This is a genomic window from Streptomyces sp. NPDC045778 (assembly GCF_056431945.1).
In genome coordinates this window covers 104,865-124,443 of sequence record NZ_JBWKJZ010000012.1, presented here as the reverse complement: position 1 = coordinate 124,443, position 19,579 = coordinate 104,865, and the positions used below count along the sequence as shown (strand labels likewise).

The 19,579-nt window shown below is 73.5% G+C and carries 17 protein-coding genes; 9 read left to right on the top strand and 8 right to left on the bottom strand.

The genetic code is table 11. From position 1 onward, the window contains the following. Positions 1-21 precede the first annotated feature (21 nt). The 3 genes from AC07GB_RS17655 (at position 22) to AC07GB_RS17645 (ending at position 3,894) form a co-directional block, all read left to right on the top strand. Positions 22-1,533, top strand: a complete 1,512-nt coding sequence (locus AC07GB_RS17655) for an HtaA domain-containing protein (protein WP_478846296.1) — start codon at positions 22-24, stop codon at positions 1,531-1,533. A gap of 49 nt (positions 1,534-1,582) precedes the next feature. Continuing rightward, positions 1,583-3,094: an HtaA domain-containing protein gene (locus tag AC07GB_RS17650; RefSeq protein WP_478846294.1), complete on the top strand. Its 1,512-nt coding sequence runs from the start codon at positions 1,583-1,585 to the stop codon at positions 3,092-3,094. Positions 3,095-3,186: 92 nt separating this feature from the next. Further along, positions 3,187-3,894, top strand: a complete 708-nt coding sequence (locus AC07GB_RS17645) for a PhzF family phenazine biosynthesis protein (RefSeq protein WP_478846292.1) — start codon at positions 3,187-3,189, stop codon at positions 3,892-3,894. 12 nt (positions 3,895-3,906) lie between these two features. Here the strand turns inward: AC07GB_RS17645 and AC07GB_RS17640 are convergent, their stop codons facing one another. Next, the gene (locus tag AC07GB_RS17640) at positions 3,907-4,593 is read right to left on the bottom strand and encodes a biliverdin-producing heme oxygenase (RefSeq protein WP_478846290.1); all 687 of its coding nucleotides are present in this window, start codon (positions 4,591-4,593) and stop codon (positions 3,907-3,909) included. Positions 4,594-4,738: 145 nt separating this feature from the next. Then, on the bottom strand, positions 4,739-5,596 hold the full coding sequence (gene map, locus AC07GB_RS17635) for a type I methionyl aminopeptidase (RefSeq protein ID WP_150510700.1): 858 nt from the start codon (positions 5,594-5,596) through the stop codon (positions 4,739-4,741). Between the two features lie 68 nt (positions 5,597-5,664). On the opposite strand from map, the gene AC07GB_RS17630 reads away from it, so the two are divergent. Beyond that, positions 5,665-5,895, top strand: coding sequence for a hypothetical protein (locus AC07GB_RS17630; RefSeq protein WP_478846288.1), 231 nt, complete (start codon positions 5,665-5,667; stop codon positions 5,893-5,895). Between the two features lie 229 nt (positions 5,896-6,124). Here AC07GB_RS17630 and AC07GB_RS17625 read toward each other — a convergent pair whose 3' ends face one another. Together AC07GB_RS17625 and AC07GB_RS17620 are read right to left on the bottom strand one after the other, a co-directional pair. Then, a complete protein-coding gene (locus AC07GB_RS17625) occupies positions 6,125-7,390 on the bottom strand; it encodes an MFS transporter (RefSeq protein WP_478846286.1) in 1,266 nt (421 codons plus the stop codon). A 79-nt stretch (positions 7,391-7,469) separates the two neighbouring features. Further along, complete coding sequence (locus tag AC07GB_RS17620) at positions 7,470-8,081, bottom strand: hypothetical protein (RefSeq protein ID WP_478846284.1); 612 nt, start codon at positions 8,079-8,081, stop codon at positions 7,470-7,472. An 80-nt stretch (positions 8,082-8,161) separates the two neighbouring features. Here AC07GB_RS17620 and AC07GB_RS17615 point away from each other — a divergent pair, with 80 nt between their 5' ends. The 3 genes from AC07GB_RS17615 to AC07GB_RS17605 are packed head-to-tail and all read left to right on the top strand — an operon-like array spanning position 8,162 to position 10,275. Next, positions 8,162-9,247 carry a sialidase family protein gene (locus tag AC07GB_RS17615; RefSeq protein WP_478846282.1) on the top strand — a complete coding sequence of 362 codons (1,086 nt, stop codon included), beginning with the start codon at positions 8,162-8,164 and terminating at the stop codon, positions 9,245-9,247. Between the two features lie 36 nt (positions 9,248-9,283). After that, complete coding sequence (gene npdG, locus AC07GB_RS17610; RefSeq protein ID WP_478846280.1) at positions 9,284-9,988, top strand: NADPH-dependent F420 reductase; 705 nt, start codon at positions 9,284-9,286, stop codon at positions 9,986-9,988. Positions 9,989-10,011: 23 nt separating this feature from the next. Further along, positions 10,012-10,275, top strand: a complete 264-nt coding sequence (locus AC07GB_RS17605; RefSeq protein ID WP_478846278.1) for a hypothetical protein — start codon at positions 10,012-10,014, stop codon at positions 10,273-10,275. Here AC07GB_RS17605 and AC07GB_RS17600 read toward each other — a convergent pair. After that, positions 10,265-11,059, bottom strand: a complete 795-nt coding sequence (locus AC07GB_RS17600) for a site-2 protease family protein (RefSeq protein WP_478846276.1) — start codon at positions 11,057-11,059, stop codon at positions 10,265-10,267. The genes AC07GB_RS17605 and AC07GB_RS17600 overlap by 11 nt on opposite strands. 186 nt (positions 11,060-11,245) lie before the next feature. On the opposite strand from AC07GB_RS17600, the gene AC07GB_RS17595 reads away from it, so the two are divergent. Next, positions 11,246-14,572, top strand: a complete 3,327-nt coding sequence (locus tag AC07GB_RS17595) for a BTAD domain-containing putative transcriptional regulator (RefSeq protein WP_478846274.1) — start codon at positions 11,246-11,248, stop codon at positions 14,570-14,572. Between the two features lie 28 nt (positions 14,573-14,600). On the opposite strand, the gene AC07GB_RS17590 is transcribed toward AC07GB_RS17595, so the two are convergent. The 3 genes from AC07GB_RS17590 to panB all read right to left on the bottom strand — a co-directional run bounded on the left by AC07GB_RS17590 (position 14,601) and on the right by panB (position 17,654). Next, the gene (locus AC07GB_RS17590; RefSeq protein ID WP_478846272.1) at positions 14,601-15,455 is read right to left on the bottom strand and encodes an ABC transporter permease; all 855 of its coding nucleotides are present in this window, start codon (positions 15,453-15,455) and stop codon (positions 14,601-14,603) included. Beyond that, on the bottom strand, positions 15,452-16,489 hold the full coding sequence (locus tag AC07GB_RS17585; protein ID WP_478846270.1) for an ATP-binding cassette domain-containing protein: 1,038 nt from the start codon (positions 16,487-16,489) through the stop codon (positions 15,452-15,454). Before AC07GB_RS17585 ends, AC07GB_RS17590 begins: the two co-directional genes overlap by 4 nt. A gap of 283 nt (positions 16,490-16,772) precedes the next feature. After that, complete coding sequence (gene panB, locus AC07GB_RS17580; protein WP_478846268.1) at positions 16,773-17,654, bottom strand: 3-methyl-2-oxobutanoate hydroxymethyltransferase; 882 nt, start codon at positions 17,652-17,654, stop codon at positions 16,773-16,775. A 218-nt stretch (positions 17,655-17,872) separates the two neighbouring features. On the opposite strand from panB, the gene AC07GB_RS17575 reads away from it, so the two are divergent. Further along, the gene (locus tag AC07GB_RS17575; RefSeq protein WP_478846266.1) at positions 17,873-19,477 is read left to right on the top strand and encodes an MFS transporter; all 1,605 of its coding nucleotides are present in this window, start codon (positions 17,873-17,875) and stop codon (positions 19,475-19,477) included. Positions 19,478-19,579 lie beyond the last annotated feature (102 nt).

The following is a 19,579-nucleotide window of genomic DNA, read 5'->3' as shown; positions in this document are numbered from 1 at the left end:
CGTTCGCCCTGGAGGTGCCCCATGCCGTCGTCCAGACCGTCGCGAGCGCGCCGCGGCCACGGTGGCCGCGCCGCCGTGGTGGCGGTAGCGGCCGGACTCGTCACCGCGCTGCTGCCCGCGGCCGTCGCCCACGCCGAGGAGCGCACCGTGCGCGGCGGCAGGCTCGACTGGGGCATCAAGTCCTCGTTCCAGAGCTATGTCACCGGGCCCATGGCGCACGGCAGTTGGAACCTCCGGGGCGGCGCCGCGACCGTCGGCGGCAGCCAGTTCCGCTTCCACTCGGCCAAGGGGTCCTACGACCCGGCCGACGGAGCCTTCAGCGCCGCCTTCTCGGGCGGGGTGCACTTCACCGGCCACAAGAAGGGCTCCTCGTACCAGCTCGACCTGACGATCGGCCGCCCCACCGTGAAGGTCTCCGGCGGCTCCGGCACGCTCTACGCCGACGTGGTCAGCAAGGCCAAGGGCACCGGGAAGGTCACATCGGCCGCGCAGGTGCCCCTCGCCTCGCTGAACCTGTCGGGCATCGACATGAAGGGCGGCTCGGGCCCGATCGCCCTCACCAACATCCCCGCCACGCTCACCGCCCGGGGCGCGAAGGCCTTCGCCGGGTACTACACGGCGGGCACGCGGCTCGACCCCGTGAGCCTGTCCACGGACCTCGCCGCGACCACCGGCGGCAAGCCGTCCGGCAAACCGTCCGGCAAGCCGTCCGACAAGCCGTCCGACAAGCCGGAGAAGCCCGACGGCAAGGACCGGAAGAAGGACGGGAAGGCGAAGCCCGCCGGGCGCATCGAGGACGCCGCCGTCGACTGGGGCGTGCGCCGCACCTTCCGCGAGTACGTCTCCGGAGCCATCGCCAAGGGCAAGTGGACCCTGTCGGCCGGGGCCCTGGACGGCGGCGCGCTGTTCCGCTTCCCGCGCGGCGAGGGCTCGTACGACGAGAAGAAGCGCACCCTCGACGCGGACTTCACCGGGGCCGTCCGCTTCACCGGCAGGCACGGTCTCGACATCGCCCTGAGCCGGGTCTCGGTCGGCGTCCAGGACGGCGAGGGCACGCTCTACGCCGACGTCGACAGCGGTGACTTCACCAAGAAGAAGGCGCCGCTCGTCACCTTCACCGGTCCCGGCCTCGCGGGACTCGAACCGAAGGACGGCCTCATCACCGTCACCGAGGCGCCCGCGAAGCTCACGGCGGACGGGGCCAGGGCGTTCGGCTCCATGTACAAGGCGGGCACCGCGATGGACCCCGTGTCGCTGGCCGTCGCCGTCGACGGGAAGGCGGACCTGCCCGCGCTGCCGGACCTCGGCACGGCCGCGGCGCCCGAGACCGCGAAGTCCCCGGACGCCGGGCCGAGGACGGAGAAGGCCGCGCGGTCCGCGGACGACACGTCGGACTCCTCGCCCGCCCTGCCGATCACCGTCGGCGCCGTCGCCGCCCTGCTCGTCGCGGCAGCCGTGGCCTTCGGTCTCACCCGCAAGCGGCGCGCGGCCCGCGCGGCCGCCACCGCCGACGACTCCACCGGCACCCCCTGAACCTCCCTTCCCCGCTCTCCCCTCCCTCCATCCCAAGGAGCACACCGACATGGCTGCCCCCCGCCGCCCCATAGTCCGCGCGGCCGCCGTCGCGACGGCCGCAGCGCTCGGCGCGAGCGCGCTCACCCTCCCGGCGTTCGCCGCCGACGAGCCCGCCGCAGGCGCCCCGCAGGCGCCGCCCGTGCACAGCATCGTGGACGGCACCCTGGACTGGGGCCTGAAGCAGTCCTTCCGCGAGTACGTGGTGAACGGCGCGGGCGGGAAGATCACCACCAGCGGCGGCGCCCGACAGGCCCCGCGCAACGGCGTGTTCACCTTCGGCCGCGCCAAGGGCACGTACGACATCGGCGACCACACCCTGAAGGCCGCCTTCAAGGGCGGCGTCCGCTTCACCTCCACCGCGCACCGCTTCGACATCTCCCTCGCGGACGTGAAGGTGCACACCAAGGGCAAGACCGGCGCCATCCGCGCGGACGTCACCCTCAACGGCACCAAGCAGGACGACATCGACCTCGCCACGCTCGACCTCGACGGCATCCAGCCGGGCCACGGCGAGGGCGGCGCGATGACGTACAAGGACATCCCGGCGAAACTGACGGCCAAGGGCGCCGAAGCCTTCGACGGCATGTACCGCGAGGGCGAGGTGCTCGACCCGGCCACCCTCACGGTGAAGCCCGCCGCGCCCGACCCCGGCCCGAAGCCGACCCCGTCGACCCCCACGAAGCCGAAGCCGACCCCGACCGCCCCGACGAAGCCCGGGCCCAGGCCGACCCCGGCCCCCGCCAAGCCGAAGAAGGTCGTCGGCGGCAAGATGTCGTGGGGCGTGAAGGAGAGCTTCCGCCGCTACATCTCCGCCGGCGGCAAGGTGACGACGGCCGGCGGCGCCAAGAAGACCGCGAGCGGCTACGACTTCCCGCACGCCAAGGCCAAGTGGAGCGCGAGCGCCAGGACGGTGGACGCCTCCTTCGGCGGCAGCGTGCGGTTCCGGTACAAGGCGCACGGCATCGACATGACGTTCAGCGACCTCAGGGTCAAGGCCAGCGGCAAGAAGGGCACGCTCTACACCGACGTGAAGGCGCAGGGCCGCACGAGGGACAACGTGAAGTTCGCGACGCTCGACCTGTCCCGCGTCTCGTACGCCGCCAAGAACGACGTGGTGCTCCTCAGCAAGGTCCCCGCGAAGTTCACGGCGGCGGGCGCGCGGCAGTTCGCCAACGGCACCGTGGGCTCCATCTACAAGCCGGGCGACCCGATCGACCCGGTGACCGTCGTGCTCACCCTGTCCGAGCGGGCGGCCGTCCCGCCCGCCCCGGCCTCCACCGGTGAGTCCTCCACGGGCCCCTCGGGCTCCGGAGCGTCCGGCATGGGCGGCGACACCGGGCCCGCCGGGTCCGTGGGCGGCGGTGGCTCCGTCGGCGGGGACACCGGGGCCCTCGCGGAGACCGGCTCCGGCACCCCGTCGGGCGCGCTGCTCGGGATCACGGGCGCGGTGGTCGCGGCCGGCGCGGGCGCCGTGTACGCGGCGCGGCGGCACCACCCCGGCCACGGCGCGCGGGCGTGACGCCACCGGCGTGACCCGGGCCGGGGTGTGACGACCCCAACTCCTCGTCCGGCGCCGCACGCACGTGCGGCGCCGGATGCTTGAATGCCCAAGTGACCGAAGAACAGGGGCCGGGCGCACCCGGTGGGACCGACGTGCACGCCGGGGTCGACGTCCTGCGGGTCTTCTGCGACCCCGGGGGCCGGCACGGCAACGAGCTGGGCGTCGTCAGGAACGGCGGCCGCGTGCCCACGCGCGAGGCGCGGCAGGCACTCGCCGGGAAACTCGGCTTCAGCGAGACGGTGTTCGTCGACGACCCCGAGCGCGGGCACATCGACATCTACACGCCCACCACGCGCCTGCCCTTCGCCGGACACCCCTGCCTGGGCGCCGCCTGGCTCCTCGACGTGCCCGAACTGGTCACGTCCGCCGGAGTCGTCGAGGCGCGGCAGGACGGGGAGTTCACCTGGATCGCGGCTCGGGCCGCATGGGCGCCGCCGCGGACGCTGCGGGCGTACGGTTCGGCGGCCGAGGTCGAGGCGCTCGCGGTGCCGCCCGCCGGGGAGTGGATCTACGCCTGGGCGTGGGAGGACGAGGCCGCGGGGCGGGTGCGGGCGCGGGGCTTCCCCGGGCGGAACGACGGCATCCGCGAGGACGAGGCCACCGGCGCTGCGGCCCTCCTCCTCACCCACCAGCTGGGCCGGGCCCTCAACATCACGCAAGGGCGCGGCTCTCAGATCATCACGGCGCCGGGGCCCGGAGACCTCATCGAGGTGGGCGGCCGGGTGGCGCTGCCGTCGCACGCCACCTGGGGGCCCTGAGCCGAGCGGGTCCTAGGCCGCGTGCGGGAACTCCCCGCCCAGGTCCCGGAACAGGGCCGTGTTCAGGGCGAAGGCCCGCTTGCATTCGTCGACGATCCGGTGCCGCTCCAGTTCGTCGGGCACGGTGACCTCGATCCGGTCGAGCAGCTCGCGGTAACTCCGCTTGAACGCGGCCGGGTTGGGGATCCCCTCGAAGACGTAGAACCGCACGCCGTCGCCCTTGCGGGCGAACCCCCAGGCCTTCTCCGCCCGGCCCCGGATGATCTGCCCGCCGGAGAGGTCGCCGAGGTAGCGGGTGTAGTGGTGGGCCACGTACCCGCCCGGCCACGTCCGCGCGCACTCCTCGATCCGCGCCGCGTACGCGGCCGTCGCGGGCAGCGCGCTCGCCCGCTCGCGCCAGCCGGGGCCCCGCAGGTGGGCGAGGTCCCGCTCCAGCTCGGCGACGCGCTCCAGCTCGGCCTTGAGGAAGGGCCCGGCGACGGGGTCCTCGCGCAGGGCCTCGACCCCGTCCTCCAGGGCGCGGTAGACGAACCACAGCTGTTCCGTGTAGCGCGCGTACGCGTCGACGCCGAGGCGGCCGCCGAGGAGGTCGCCCATGAACGTCGAGGTCTCCGCCTCCGTGTGCTGTTCGTGGGACGCGGTGCGGATGAGCGTCGAGAACGAGAGCGGTGCGGTGGGCTGAGGGATCGCCGAGTCCATGCGGGACCTCCGGATGCCGAGAAGGGCGGGAAACCAGTGTGGCAAGGACCGATCATCCAAGTTAGGCTTACCTAAGTCAACTGGTTCCCGACGCCCTGTCGGTAAAAACGTTACGCGCCGCTCCGGCTCACGGCAGAGCGAGGAACTACGGCAGGGTGAGGATCTCCGCCCCGGTGTCCGTCACCACCAGCGTGTGCTCGAACTGCGCGGTGCGCTTGCGGTCCTTGGTCACGACCGTCCAGCCGTCGTCCCACATGTCGTACTCGTGCGTCCCGAGGGTCAGCATCGGCTCGATCGTGAACGTCATGCCGGGCTGGATGACCGTGGTCGCGTGCGGGCTGTCGTAGTGCGGGACGATCAGGCCGGAGTGGAACGACGTGTTGATGCCGTGGCCGGTGAAGTCCCGGACCACGCCGTAGCCGAAGCGCTTGGCGTACGACTCGATGACACGGCCGATGATGTTGATCTGCCGGCCGGGCCTGACGGCCTTGATGGCGCGGTTCAGGGACTCACGGGTGCGCTCGACCAGGAGCCTCGACTCCTCGTCCACGTCGCCCACCAGGTACGTCGCGTTGTTGTCGCCGTGTACGCCGCCGATGTACGCGGTGACGTCGAGGTTCACGATGTCGCCGTCGCGCAGGACGGTGGAGTCCGGGATGCCGTGGCAGATGACCTCGTTGACCGACGCGCACAGCGACTTCGGGAAGCCGCGGTAGCCGAGCGTCGAGGGGTACGCGCCGTGGTCGCACATGTACGCGTGCGCGATGCGGTCCAGCTCGTCGGTGGTCACGCCCGGCGCGATGGCCTTGGCGGCCTCCTCCATCGCGCGCGCGGCGATGCGGCCCGCCGTGCGCATCAGCTCGACGGTCTCCGGGGTCTGCACCTCCGGCCCGGTGTACGGCGTCGGTGCGGGTTTGCCGACGTACTCCGGGCGCCTGATGTTCCCGGGCACGGAACGGGTGGGAGACAGCTCCCCTGGTACGAGCAGTGACTGGCCAGACATGCCAGCGAGTCTAACGAGCGTGGATGGGGCAGCATGGCGGGAGAGGACGCGGGAGACGGGAGCCGGTCATGGCGCTGTTCAAGAAGCGGACCTCCGGGAAACCGGGGGAGTGGTACTTCTGCCTGGAGCACAAGACGGTCGAGGAGGGTCCGGACTGTCCCGGCAAGGACCGGTTCGGGCCCTATGCCTCTCGGGAGGAGGCCGTCCACGCGATGCGGACTGCGTCCGAGCGGAACCTGGAATGGGACACCGACCCTCGCTGGCACGACACCCCCGACCCGGACCACCCCACCCCCTGACGGGCCCCGCCCTCCCGCTGCGCGGGGCTTCCCCGGCGTTGCCGGGTGTGGCCCCGGCGCGGGGCGCTTGCGGGTGGTGCCCTCCCGGACTGCCGTTCCAGGTGGGGGCGGGTGGGTGGGACTGGCCCGGTCGCGCGCAGCGCGGCATCGCCGCAGGGCGGGACCGGTGGGCACAGTCCTGGGCGCCGAGCAACCGTTGCGGCAAGGGCAGGGCCCCGCACGGCCAAGGCTAAGCGGCAGCGGTGGTGCGGCGGCGAGTGGCGTCCTTGTCGGTGCGGGAGTCGTAGGAGAGCAAGGACGGCAGCACCGCGCACAGCGCGGCCACCGCGCCCACGCAGACGAGGCCCCCGGACCAGATGGCGGGCCGCGTCCCGGTCCACCCGGCCGCCGCCCCGGCCCGCACCTGCCCGAGCTGCGGCCCGACGCTGTAGGAGAGGACCTCGATCCCGGCGAGCCGCCCCCGCAGCTCGTCGGGGATGGTCTGGTTCCAGATGGTGCTGCGGGCGAGCCCGCTGAGCATGTCACCCGCCCCGGCGAGCGCGAGGGCGCCCAGGACGAGCCACACGTTCGACAGGAGCCCCGCCGCCGTGACGGCGAGCCCCCACCCGGCGGCCCCGCACACCACGAGCACCCCGTGCCGCCGCACCCGTGACGTCCACCCACTGGTGAGGCTGAGCAGCAGCGACCCCACGGCCCCCGCGGCGTACATCAGGCCGAGCGACCACTCCGCGTCCAGGTCGTCCGCGAGGAACGGGAAGATCGTGTTGGGGAAGGCGAAGACCATGGCCGCCCCGTCGATGGCGTAGGTGCCGAGGAGCACAGGGCGCGACCACGCGTACCGCGCCCCCTCCGCGAGCCCCCGCAGCGACGGCTTCGGCGCGCCGTGCGCGGCGGGCGCGGGCGAGAGCCGGGTGCACAGCGCCACGGAGGCGGCGAAGCCGGCGACGGTGACGGCGTACGCGCTGGCGTGCCCGGCGTAGGCCACGACCACGCCCGCGAGGGCGGGCCCGGCGATGGCGCCGACGTTCCAGCGCAGCGAGTTGAGCGCGGCGGCGGCCGTGAGCTGGTCGTGCGGCACGATCCGGGCGAGGAGCGAGTCGAGGGCGGGCCGCTGGAGCCCGGCGAGCCCGGAGACCCCGGCCGCCACCAGGTACAGGGGCCACAGGAGCGGCTGCGGCAGCAGCGCGTTGACGAACAGGACGAGGGCGAGCAGACCGAGCGCGGCCTCCGTCAGGAGGATCACCTTGCGCCGGTCCACCGCGTCGGCGAGCGCCCCGCCGTACAGGCCGCAGACGATCAGCGGCACCAGCTCGACCGCGCCCATCGCGCCGACCGCGAGCGGCGAGTCGGTGAGGTCCTTGATCTGGAGGGGCAGGGCGATCAGCGCCATGAAGCTGCCGAAGTAGGTGACCAGGCCCTGGACCCAGAGGAGGCGGAAGTCCGGGCTGGAGCGCCAGGGGGAGAGGTCGGGCAGTATCGCGGCGATTCGTTTCACAAGGGGTCATGGTCAGCGGCGCGCATGTCGGCGCGCAAACGATTTCCCGGGTCCCCGGCGCCGCGGCCCGGGCCGCCCCTCACCACCGCGTCGGCGGTGGCGCCGTCAGCTGGTCCGCGAGCCGGGAGAGCCGGTCGCGCACACGGCGCCGCCCCCGCGGCGCGGGCAGGCTGTTCTCGCCCGTCGCCGCGCTCACCAGGTGCTGGACCGTGTCCAGGTCGAGGTCACCGGCGCGCGGCACGGTGAGCGCCTCATGCGCGAGCGCCCCGAGTTCGTCGCCCGCGCCCGTGTCCGCGCCGAGCGCGAAGACCGTGGCGCCCGCGCGCCGCGCGTCATGGACGCGGGAGAGCAGCCCCGGCGCGGGCGTGCCGGGCGCGACCACGAGCAGCGTCTCGCCGCGCCGGGCCGCCGCCACGCGGCCGAGCCCCACCGACAGGTGCGCGGGCGCCCCCGCCCGCGGCCGGTGCCGCACGAGCGTGGGCGTCAGCTCGGGCGTGCCGGACCAGGCGGCCTCGTCCGTGAGGTGCGCGGCCAGGTGCCACGGCTCGTACTCGTGCGTGCCCACCAGGAGCAGGCCCCCGCCGTGGGGCACCACGCCGGCGCGCAGCGCCCCGGCGAAGCGGCGCGTGGCGTCCGGCCATTCGGTGCCGTTCAGAACTTCGCGCAGCAGCGCGACCCGTACCGCGTCCATGGAGGCGCATACTGCCTCAACAAGTCATTCGTACAGCCGGAGTTCACCACGAATTCCCCCGAGGTGGGGAAGGGGCGGGGATGGCAGTGGAGACAGATGAGGTGTCCGTCCCGTTCCGGGCGGGCCGCGAAGGGTACGCCAGCTTCCGCATCCCGGCGGTCGTCGTCACGCACGACGGCTCCGTCCTGGCCTTCTGCGAGGGCCGCGTCGGGTCGCAGGAGGACTTCGGGAACATCGACGTCGTACTGAAGAGGTCCACCGACGGCGGTCGCACCTGGGGCCCGCTCCAGGTCGTCGGCGCCAACGGCACCGACCTGGCGGGGAATCCGGCACCCGTCGTCCTCGACACCGGGCGGATCCTGCTCGTCCAGGTCAGGAACGCGGCCGAGGCCACCGAGGACGCCATCCGGCGCGGCCGGGTCACCGCGGCGGACGGCCGCAGGGTCTGGGTGCAGCACAGCGACGACGACGGGCTCACCTGGTCGACGCCCCGGGAGATCACCAAACAGGTGAAGCGGGCCGACTGGCGCTGGTACGCGACCACGCCGGGCCACGCGATCCAGCTCGGCGGCGGCCGGATCGTGGTGCCCGCCAACCACTCGCTGCCCCCCACCGGCACGGACAACGGCACCGAGGGGCGGTACAACGGCGGCCACTGCCTGCTGAGCGACAACCTCGGCCAGACCTGGCGCATCGGCTACGTCGACGACAACACCAACGGCTACATCAACGTCAACGAGACCACCGCCGCCGAACTCCCCGACGGCCGCGTCTACTTCAACACCCGCAACGACTCGCCGGCCCCCGGCAACCGCGCCGACGCCCACTCCGAGGACGGCGGCAGGAGCCTGGTCAAGCCGTTCCGGCCGCAGTCCTGTCTGACCGGCCCGGTGGTCGAGTGCAGCGTGCTCCAGGTGCGCGACCCCGACGTGCTGCTCTTCTCCGGCCCCGCCGACCCCGGCTTCCGCGCGCGGATGAGCATCCGCAGGAGCGACGACGACGGCACCACCTGGCGGCGCGTCCACACCGTCGACGGGCTGCCCGCCGCCTACTCCGACCTCGTACGCGTCGACGAGGACACCGTCGGACTCCTGTACGAGACCGGTGACTTCAGCGCGTACGAGACGATCACCTTCCGGCGGGTGCCGCTCGACCGGCTCACCTGACCGCGGCCGCGGAAGGCGCGGACGTAGGGTCTGACCATGACTTCCACGGAAAGTGTGCAGAAGGCGCCCGCCAAGGATCCCTGGGACCTGCCCGACGTGTCCGGGCTCGTCGTCGGGGTCCTCGGCGGCACCGGTGACCAGGGGCGCGGCCTCGCCTACCGCCTCGCCCGCGCCGGGCAGAAGGTGATCATCGGCTCCCGCGCGGCCGAGCGCGCCGAGGCCGCCGCCGCGGACCTCGGCCTCGGCGTCGAGGGCGCCGACAACGCCGAGTGCGCGCGGCGCAGCGACATCGTGATCGTCGCCGTGCCGTGGGACGGCCACGCCAAGACCCTCGAAGCGCTGCGCGAACCGCTCGCGGGCAAGCTCGTGATCGACTGCGTGAACCCGCTCGGCTTCGACAAGAAGGGCGCGTACGCCCTCAAGCCCGAGGAGGGCAGCGCCGCCGAGCAGGCCGCCGCGCTGCTCCCCGATTCGCGGGTGACGGCCGCCTTCCACCACCTGTCGGCCGTGCTGCTCCAGGACGCCTCGATCGAGGAGGTCGACACGGACGTGATGGTGCTCGGCGAGAGCCGCGCCGACACCGACCAGGTGCAGGCGCTCGCCGCCCGCATCCCCGGCATGCGCGGTGTCTTCGCCGGGCGGCTGCGGAACGCCCACCAGGTGGAGTCCCTCGTCGCCAACCTGATCTCCGTCAACCGGCGCTACAAGGCGCACGCGGGGCTCCGGGTCACCGACGTCTAGGCCTGTGCCCCGGCGCGCGGGGCATGGGGGACACTGGTGCGGTACGTCCGTCCGGAATGCCGCGTTGCTGTGATCAGGAGCCGAACCCCATGCCCCGCCTAGCGCTGTACACCCTCGTCGTCTGCGTCCTGGCCGTCGCCGCCGCGGTGGTCTCCTTCGCCCAGGGCAGCCTGCTCGGCATCGTGTGGGTGTTGCTCGCGGGCCTGTCGTCCAACATGACCTGGTACTACGTCCGCCGCGCCAAGCTGGAGCGGCAGGCGCGCGAGGCCGCCGCCGCTAGCCGGTGATCTCGGGGATGTCGGGGGTGCCCTGCCAGAAGCGGTAGAGGCGCTGGCCCCAGTAGGTGTCCCACTCCTCCACGCCGAGGCCGCGCAGGATCGCGTCCACGGCGTCGAAGAAGGCGTGGTTGACCTCCGGGATCCACAGGATGCCGAACACCGCGAGCAGGCCGAACGGCGCGAACGGTTCCACCTGGCGGCGGACCGAGTGCGACAGCCACGGCTCGATGACGCCGTAGCCGTCCAGGCCCGGGATCGGCAGGAAGTTCAGGATCGCCGCCGTCACCTGGAGCAGGGCGAGGAACGCGAGCGCGTAGCGGAACGTGTCCGGGACGCCGTCGAGCGCGTCCAGCCAGAACGGGGCCGTGCACACGATCGCGAACAGCACGTTCGTCAGCGGGCCCGCCGCCGAGATCAGGCTGTGCCGCCAGCGGCCCCTGATCCGCCCGCGCTCGATGAACACGGCGCCGCCCGGCAGGCCGATGCCGCCCATGATCACGAAGAGGACGGGCAGCACGATGCTGAGCAGCGCGTGCGTGTATTTCAGCGGGTTCAGGGTCAGATAGCCCTTCGCCCCGACGGAGACGTCACCGCCGTGCAGGGCGGTGCGCGCGTGCGCGTACTCGTGCAGGCACAGGGAGACAACCCAGGCCGACGTCACGAACAGGAAGACGGCGAAGCCGGGGTTGTCCGCGAAGCCGGTCCAGGCGGCCCAGCCGCTGACCGCGGTGACGGCCGCGATGCCGAGGAAGACGGGGCTGACCCGGCGGTCGCCGTGGGAGTGGCCGGTCATGGTGCGGGGCTCCTGGGGTTCGTGCGGTCGCCGCACGCCCGAAGCGGGCGCGCGGCAGGCGCGGCCTGGCGCGGCGTGCCCGACCGTACAGCAGGAGTACGTGAACGTCCGGCGACGGCCGGGTGGTTCCTCGGGCCCCGCGGAGCCCGGCCCCGGGCCCGGGGAGCGAACGGCGACAATGGGGGCGTGCGATATCGCGTTCTAGGCGTCACCCGGGCCCTGCGCCCCGACGGCACCCTCGCCGCCGTCGGAGGTGCCCGACTGCGTGCCCTGCTCGCGGCGCTCGCGCTGCGGCCGGGGCGGACCGTCCCGGTGGCCGTCCTGGTCGACGAGGTGTGGGGCGACCAGACCCCGGCCGACGCGGCCGGGGCGCTGCAAGCGCTGGTGGGCCGGCTGCGCCGGGCGCTCGGGGCGGCGGCCGTCGCCTCGGTGGAGGGCGGCTACCAGCTGCGGGCGGCGCCGGACGACGTGGACGCGCACCGCTTCGAGCGCCTCGTCGGCGAGGGCACGCGCGCCCTCGCCGACGGCGACCCGGCCAAGGCGGCCGTCGTCCTCGACGACGCGCTCGCCCTCTGGCACGGGGAGGCCTTCGCCGACCTGCCGGACCACGCCGCGCCCGCGTCCCGCTGGGCGGCCCGGCACCTGGAGGCCCGGCGCGCCCGCCTCGCCGCGGCCGTCGCCCTCGGGCAGGCCGAGGGCGCCCTGCCCGAGATCACCGCCCTGTGCGACACGCACCCGCTGGACGAGCCGCTCCAGGCGCTGCGCCTGCGCGCCCTGCGCGCGGCGGGCCGCGGCGCGGAGGCCCTCGCCGCGTACGACGACGTCCGCCGCGTCCTCGCGGACCGCCTCGGCACCGACCCGGGGCCCGAACTGCGCGTGCTGCACGAGGAGTTGCTGCGCCCCGGCCCGGCGGGGGACGACACCGGTCCCGCCGCCACCGTCCCGGACCCGCCCGCGGGCGAGCGCGCGCGGGCCGCGCCCGGCAACCTCCGCGCCCGGCTCACCTCCTTCGTCGGCCGCGCGGACGACATCGGCGCCATCCGGGAGGACCTGGGCCGCGCCCGGCTCGTCACCCTGGTCGGGCCGGGCGGGGCGGGCAAGACCCGGCTCTCCCAGGAGGCCGCCGAGGGGATCGACGCGCCGGACGGCGTGTGGCTCGCCGAACTCGCGCCCCTGGACGACCCCGAGGGCGTACCGGAGGCCGTGCTCACCGCGCTCGGCGCCCGCGAGACCGTGCTGCGCAGCGCGGGCGCGGGAGAGCTGCGCGCGGCGGCGGAGCGGCTCGGCGACGACCCGGTCCTCAGGCTCACCGAGTACTGCGCGCCCCGCCGGATGCTGCTCATCCTCGACAACTGCGAGCACGTGGTGGACGCCGCCGCCCACCTCGCGGAGCGGCTCCTCGCGGCCTGCCCGGGCCTGACCGTCCTCGCCACCAGCCGCGAACCCCTCGGCGTCCCCGGCGAGGCGCTTCGCCCCGTCGGCCCGCTGCCGGGGCCCTTCGCGCTGCGTCTGCTGGCCGACCGGGGGCAGGCGGCACGGCCGGGCTTCCGGGTGACGGACGACCCGGAGGCCGCCGCCGAGATCTGCGCGCGGCTCGACGGGCTCCCGCTGGCCATCGAGCTGGCCGCGGCCCGGCTGCGGATGCTCACCCCGCGCCAGATAGCCGACCGTCTCGACGACCGCTTCCGCCTCCTGACGAACGGGGCCCGCACCGTCCTGCCCCGCCAGCAGACCCTGCGCGCCGTCGTCGACTGGTCCTGGGACCTCCTCGACCGCGCCGAGCGGGCCGTCCTGCGCCGCCTCGCGGTGTGCGCGGGCGGCTGCGACCTGGCCGCCGCGGAGGCGGTGTGCGCCGCCCCCGGCCTCGCGGACGTCGAGGTCGACCCGCGCGACGTGCCCGACCTGCTCGGCTCGCTCGTCGACAAGTCCCTGGTCGTCGCCGCCCCTTCGGCCGTCGGCGGCGGGATGCGCTACCGGCTCCTCGAAACCGTCCACGAGTACGCCGCCGAGCGGCTCGACGAGTCGGGGGAGCGGGTCGCGACCGAGCGCGCGCACCTCACGTACTTCCGCGAGCTGGCCCGGCGCGCCGAGCCCGAGCTGCGTGGCCACGGCCAGCGCGCGGCCGTCTCGCTCCTGGAGAACGAGTACGAGAACGTGCGCACCGCGCTGCGCCGCGCCGTCGCCGCCCGCGAGGAACACGAGGCCCTGTGCCTGGTGCACTCCCTGTCGTGGTTCTGGCTGATGCGGAACCTGCGCGCCGAGGCCAGGCACTGGTCCCGCGAGGTGATGGCGCTCGGGCCCGACCCGTTCGCGTCGCCCGTCGCGCCGGTGGAGCCGCTGCACGAGCGCTGCACGGACATGCCGCCGCCGATGCGGCCCGAGGTCCTCCAGGAGGCCCGGCGCGGCGTGCACCTGGTGCACATGTCCTGCATGGACATGGACCCGGACACCTGGCAGACCCCGCGGGCCGAGGAGAAGCTGCGCGCCATCCGCGACGCCTACCGGCCGGGCCTGCCGCAGACCTGCCGGAACCCCGGAAGCCTGTGGTTCTACGCGGTCCTGCTCGGCGGCGACGTCGGCCGGATCCGGGAGATCGTCGACACCACCGTCGCCGCCTGCCGCGACTTCGGCTACACCTGGGAGCTGGCCGGGGCCCTCCAGTGGCGCGCCAACCTCCTGGCCAACCGCGTCGACTGGGCGGGCGACGCCTGGCGCGACGCCGACGAGGCCCTGGAGATCTTCACCCGGCTCGGCGACACCTGGGGCATGGCCGAGGCGCTGTCCTCGCGCGCCGAGGCCCATGAGCGGCGCGGCGCCTTCCGGCTCGCCGCCGAGGACTTCGCGGCCGCCATGGCCCACGCCGAGCAGCTGGGCGCCAAGGCCCAGGTCTCCCTCCTGACGGCCCGGCTCGGCGCGGTCCACGTGGAGCTGGGCGAGAGCGAGCGCGGCGAGCGGCTGCTGCGCACCGTCGTGGCCGAGGGCGCGGGACGCCTGGACGGGGCGCTGCCCGCCGCCCGGATCTTCCTCGTCGGGCTGCTCGGCCTGGACGGCCGGGTCCGTGAGGCGCGGGAACAGCTGGTGCTGCTGCGCAAGGAGTTCAAGGCCGTCGGCTTCGCCGTGTTCGACGGCACGGTGCTCGCCGTCACCGCCTGGCTCGACACCGTCGAAGGCCACTACGAGAGCGTGCTCGAGGGCGCCCGCTCGATCCTGGAGAAGGCCTCCGACCCGCTGTCGCTGATCGTGGCCCCGCAGCTGCTCGCCGTCCACCTGGGGACCGTGGCCCGGGCCCTTGCCCACAGCGACCCTGGCCGCGCGGCCGCCGCCGCGCGCCTGATCGGGGTGGCCGACGGACGCCTTCCGCCGGGCCATGTGCGGACCGTCTTCGAGCGGGAGGTCCGCGAGGCCGCGGAGGCCGCCGCCCGCGCGGCCCTGAGCGACGAGGCCTACGCCGCCGCGTACGCCGAGGGCGACGGCCTCGGCTGGGAGGAGGCCGTCGCCGCGGCGGGGCTGTGACGCCCCCGCCGGGCGCGGGCCTTCGGCGTCACGTCTTCGTACGGAACTTGTGGATCGCGATCGGAGCCATGACCGCCGTCAGGGCCACCGACCAGATCAGCGTCACCCAGATGTCGTGGGCCACCGGCAGGCCGCCGTTCATCAGGCCGCGCGCGGCGTCCGCGAGGGACGACAGCGGGTTGTAGTCCGTGAACGCCTGGAGCCAGCCGGGCATGGAGTCGGTCGGCGCGAAGATCGACGAGCCGAACTGCAACGGCAGCAGCACCAGGAACCCCATTCCCTGAATGGCCTGGGCGCTCTTCATGACCACGCCCATGGTGAGGAAGATCCACATCAGGCCGATGCCGAAGACCATGGCGAGGCCGACGGCCGCGAACAGGCCGGGCACGCTCTCCACCGAGAAGCCGATGCACAGGGCGACGACGAACAGGATCACGGTGGCGACCAGCATGCGCATCAGCTCGACCACGATCTTGGCGATCATGACCGAGGAGCGGCCGATCGGCAGGGACCGGAAGCGGTCCATCACGCCGGTCTGGAAGTCCTGGTTGAAGCCGGTGCCCACGCCCATGGCCATGTTCATCCCCATCATGGCCATCAGGCCGGGGACCACGTACTGGATGTACTCCTCGCGGCCGCCGCCGAGCGCCTGGCCGACCGAGCCGCCGAAGACGTACACGAACAGGAGCGTGAAGACGATCGGCATCAGGACGGCGTCGAACATCGACTCCACGTCCTGCTTGATCCACAGCAGGTTGCGGCGCACCAGGGCGCCGGTGTGCCGCGCGAACGCGCGCGGGCCGATGCGGGTGTCGGCCTGGTCCGTGAGCGGAACGGCCTGACTCGGGGGCGCGGGGGGCGCCTTGACTGCGGTCGCGCTCATGCGGCGACCTCCTCGTACTCGGTGGTCGCGGCGTCCTCCGTGAGGCCGGCCTTGTGGCCGGTCAGGGACAGGAACACCTCGTCCAGGCTGGGCAGTTCGGTGGCGATGTCGGCGAGCGTGATGCCGCGCGCGGTGAGCACGCCGACGACCGCCGTGAGCTGCTCGTCGCTGAGGATCGGCACGAGGACCGTGCCGTTCTCCGCGTCCACGGTCGAGCTGGCGAGGCCGGTCAGGCCCGCCTCGTCGAGCGCGTCGGCCGTCGGACGCAGTTGCCGCGGGTCGGCCGGGCGGATCCGCAGGGTGCGCCCGCCGACCTTCGCCTTCAGCTCGCCGATGCTGCCGCCCGCCACGACGCGGCCGCGGTCGATGACCGTCAGCTCGCCGGCGAGCTGCTCGGCCTCCTCCATGTACTGGGTGGTCAGGAGCACGGTCACGCCGTCCTCGCGGACCATGCGCCGGACCTCGTCCCACACCTCGTTACGCGTGCGCGGGTCGAGGCCGGTGGTGGGCTCGTCCAGATACAGCACGGCCGGGCTGCCGATCATCGACGCCGCGAGGTCGAGACGGCGGCGCATGCCTCCGGAGTACGTCCGCACCGGGCGCTTGGCGGCCTCCGTGAGCGAGAAGCGCTCCAGGAGGGAGTGGGACCGCGCGCGGGACTCCTTGCGGGGCAGGTCGAGCAGGCGACCGATCATGTACAGGTTGTCGTAGCCCGAGAGCTTCTCGTCCACCGACGCGTACTGGCCGGTGAGGCCGATGACGCGGCGCAGCTGGCGCGGCTGGCGCAGCACGTCGTACCCGGCGACGACGGCGCTGCCGGAGTCGGGGGCGATCAGGGTGGAGAGGCAGCGGACGAGCGTGGTCTTGCCGGCGCCGTTCGGCCCCAGGACGCCGAGGACCGTGCCCTCGCGGACGTCCAGGTCGACGCCGTCCAGCGCCTTGGTCTCGCCGTAGTGCTTGACCAGCCCCCGTACCGAGACGGCACTCACTTCGCCGCTCGCTCCCCGTCGGGGGTTGTTCTCGATGCGTGTCATGCCCTACATGAGAGCAGCCGCCACCGACAACCCACCGACAGATTTCCTACAGGCGGACGACAGCGGCACCGACGGCCGCCGACAGCCGCCGACGGGCGGTGCCGGAGCGTGAGCGAGCGGGGACGGACGGCCAGGGCGAAGGGGGCGAAGCGCTGGAAAGCGCCCGTTCCGCCGGGCCCGGCAGCCCGCCGACGGGGGACGGTCGGCGGGCTGCCGTCAGTGCCACAGTGGCTCGAAAGAAGCGCTGTCCGGGCGCCTCTCGTCCGGTACCAGGGGTCCGGGGCTAGTGGACGGAGTGCTCCGCGGCCGGGAACGCCCCGCCGACCACGTCCTCGGCGAACGCCTTCGCGGCGTCGCCCATCACCCCGCGCAGATCGGCGTACTGCTTCACGAAACGCGGCATCTTCCCGCCGGTCAGGCCCAGCATGTCCGTCCACACCAGGACCTGGGCGTCGCAGTCGACGCCCGCGCCGATGCCGACGGTCGGGATGTGCAGCGAGCGCGTGACCTCGGCGGCGAGGTCGGCCGGTACGAGTTCGAGCACCACCGCGAAGGCGCCCGCCGCCTCGGCGGCCTTGGCGTCGCGCACCAGCTGGTGGGCCGCTTCCTCGCTGCGGCCCTGGACCCGGTAGCCCATGGTGTGCACGGACTGCGGGGTGAGGCCCAGGTGGGACATGACGGGGATGCCGGACCGCACGAGCAGCTCGGTCTGGGCGAGCGAGCGCTCGCCGCCCTCCAGCTTGACCGCGCCGACGCCCGCCTCCTTGACCAGGCGGGTCGCGGACCTGAGGGCCTGGACCGGCCCTTCCTGGTACGAGCCGAACGGCAGGTCGGCGACGATCAGGGCGCGGCTCGTGCCCCGTACGACGGCCGCGGAGAGCATGGCGATCTCGTCGAGGGTGACGGGCACGGTGGTCTCGTACCCCAGGTGGCAGTTGCCCGCCGAGTCCCCGACGAGCATGACCGGGATCCCGGCCTCGTCGAAGACGGACGCGGTCATCGCGTCGTACGCGGTGAGCATGGGCCACTTCTCGCCGCGCTCCTTGGCGGCGGTGATGTCGCGGACCGTGATGCGGCGTGTGCCCTTGCCGCCGTACAGCGCCTTGCTGCTGTCGGTCTTCTGCCCCTTCTGGGCAGGGCTCTGGGCAGCCGAAAGCTGCGTCATCGCAACGGCTCCTTCTGTGTCTCGAGGCGCCCTGACGGCGTCCCCGGATCACGTCCATGGTGGCATCGCGTGCCGCTCGGGCGCTAGAGGGGTTCTTTTCAGCCGTTTCCGGGGCGCGTGCGGACGCGCGTGTTCCTGGGTGTCCGTCCGGGAAAGGCCTGGCAAAGGCTTTCCAATACGAGACGGTCTCGTATCGAAATGAGGTTAAGGTCGACCGCATGACCACACCTGCCGTCCCCGGCACCCCCCGGATTCCAGAGGCCGTCCACCGGCGCCGCTGGGCGATCCTCGGCGTCCTGATGCTCAGCCTGCTGATCGTCGTCCTGGACAACTCCATCCTGAACGTCGCGATCAAGACCATCTCCACACCCGAACCCACCGGACTCGGCGCCACCCAGGGCGAGCTGGAGTGGGCCATCAACTCCTACACGCTCGTCTTCGCCGGCCTGCTCTTCACCGCGGGCCTGCTCGGTGACCGCGTCGGCCGCAAGAAGGTGCTGCTCGGCGGGCTCGTGGTGTTCGGCATCGGCTCCGCGCTCGCCGCCCAGTCCGGCTCGCCCGCCGAGCTGATCGCCTTCCGCGGCGTGATGGGCCTCGGCGCCGCCTTCGTGATGCCCGCCACGCTCGCCGTCCTCATGCACGTCTTCGAGCGCGAGGAGCAGCCCAAGGCCATCGGCATCTGGGCGGCCGGCGTCGGCCTCGCCGTCGCCATCGGCCCCATCACCGGCGGCGTCCTGCTCGACCACTTCTGGTGGGGCTCCGTCTTCCTCATCAACGTGCCGATCGTGATCGTCGCGGTGATCCTCATGGTCGTCCTCGTACCGGACTCCAGGGACCCCAAGCCCGGCCGCATCGACCTGGTCGGCGTCGGCCTGTCCGTCATCGGCCTCGTGCTGCTCGTCTACGGCATCATCAAGGGCGGCCAGCTGGCCGACTTCACCGACCCGGCCGTGCTCGCGACCGTCCTCGGCGGACTCGCGGTGCTCGTCGGCTTCGTCTGGTACGAGAAGCGCGCGGAGCATCCGTCCATCGACATCTCGTACTTCAAGAACCGCGTCTTCTCGGCGGCGATCACCGCGATCGCGCTCGTCTTCTTCGCGCTGATGGGCGTCACGTTCTTCTCGGTCTTCTACACGCAGAGCGTGCGCGGCTACACGCCGCTCCAGACCGGTCTGCTGATGCTGCCGCTCGCCGCCGCGCAGCTGATCTTCGCGCCGCGGGCGCGGCTCGTCGTCGACCGGTTCGGGGTGCGGGCGACCTGCGTGGGCGGGCTCTCCGTCATCGCCGCGACCCTCGCCGCGTTCACGATCTTCGACGCGGACACGCCGATCTGGGTCCTGGAGGTCGTCTTCTTCCTCATGGGCACCGGAATGGCGCACATCATGACGCCCACCAGCGTCGTCATCATGCAGGCGCTGCCGCGCGAGAAGGCGGGCTCGGCGTCCGCGCTCAGCAACACCTTCCGCCAGGTCGGCGGCGCGCTCGGCATCGCGGTGCTCGGGTCCGTGCTCTCCACGGCGTACCGGGGCGGCGTGGAGGACGAGCTGCGGCTCCTGCCGCAGGGCGTACGGCACACGGCGGGCGAGTCCATCGAGGCGACGCTCGGCGCGGCGGCGCGGCTCGGGCCGCGCGGCGACGGCCTGGTCTCCGCGGCCAACGACTCCTTCCTGCACGCCATGCACGTCACCGCCCTGTGCGGCGCGGGCGTCGCCCTGGTGGGCGTGCTGGTCGTGGCCCTGTTCCTCCCCGGCAAGCCTTCGGCCGACGCGGCCCCCGAGCCCGCGGAACCGGCCGACCGCGAGCGGGCCACGGCGGGCAGGTAGCGCCGGCGCGGGGCGGCCGGGGGCACGGCGGGCGAGATGTCCCGCCGTGGGCAGGGCCGCCCCGCACCGCCTGGCGGAGGAGCCGGACGACGAGCACCGCCC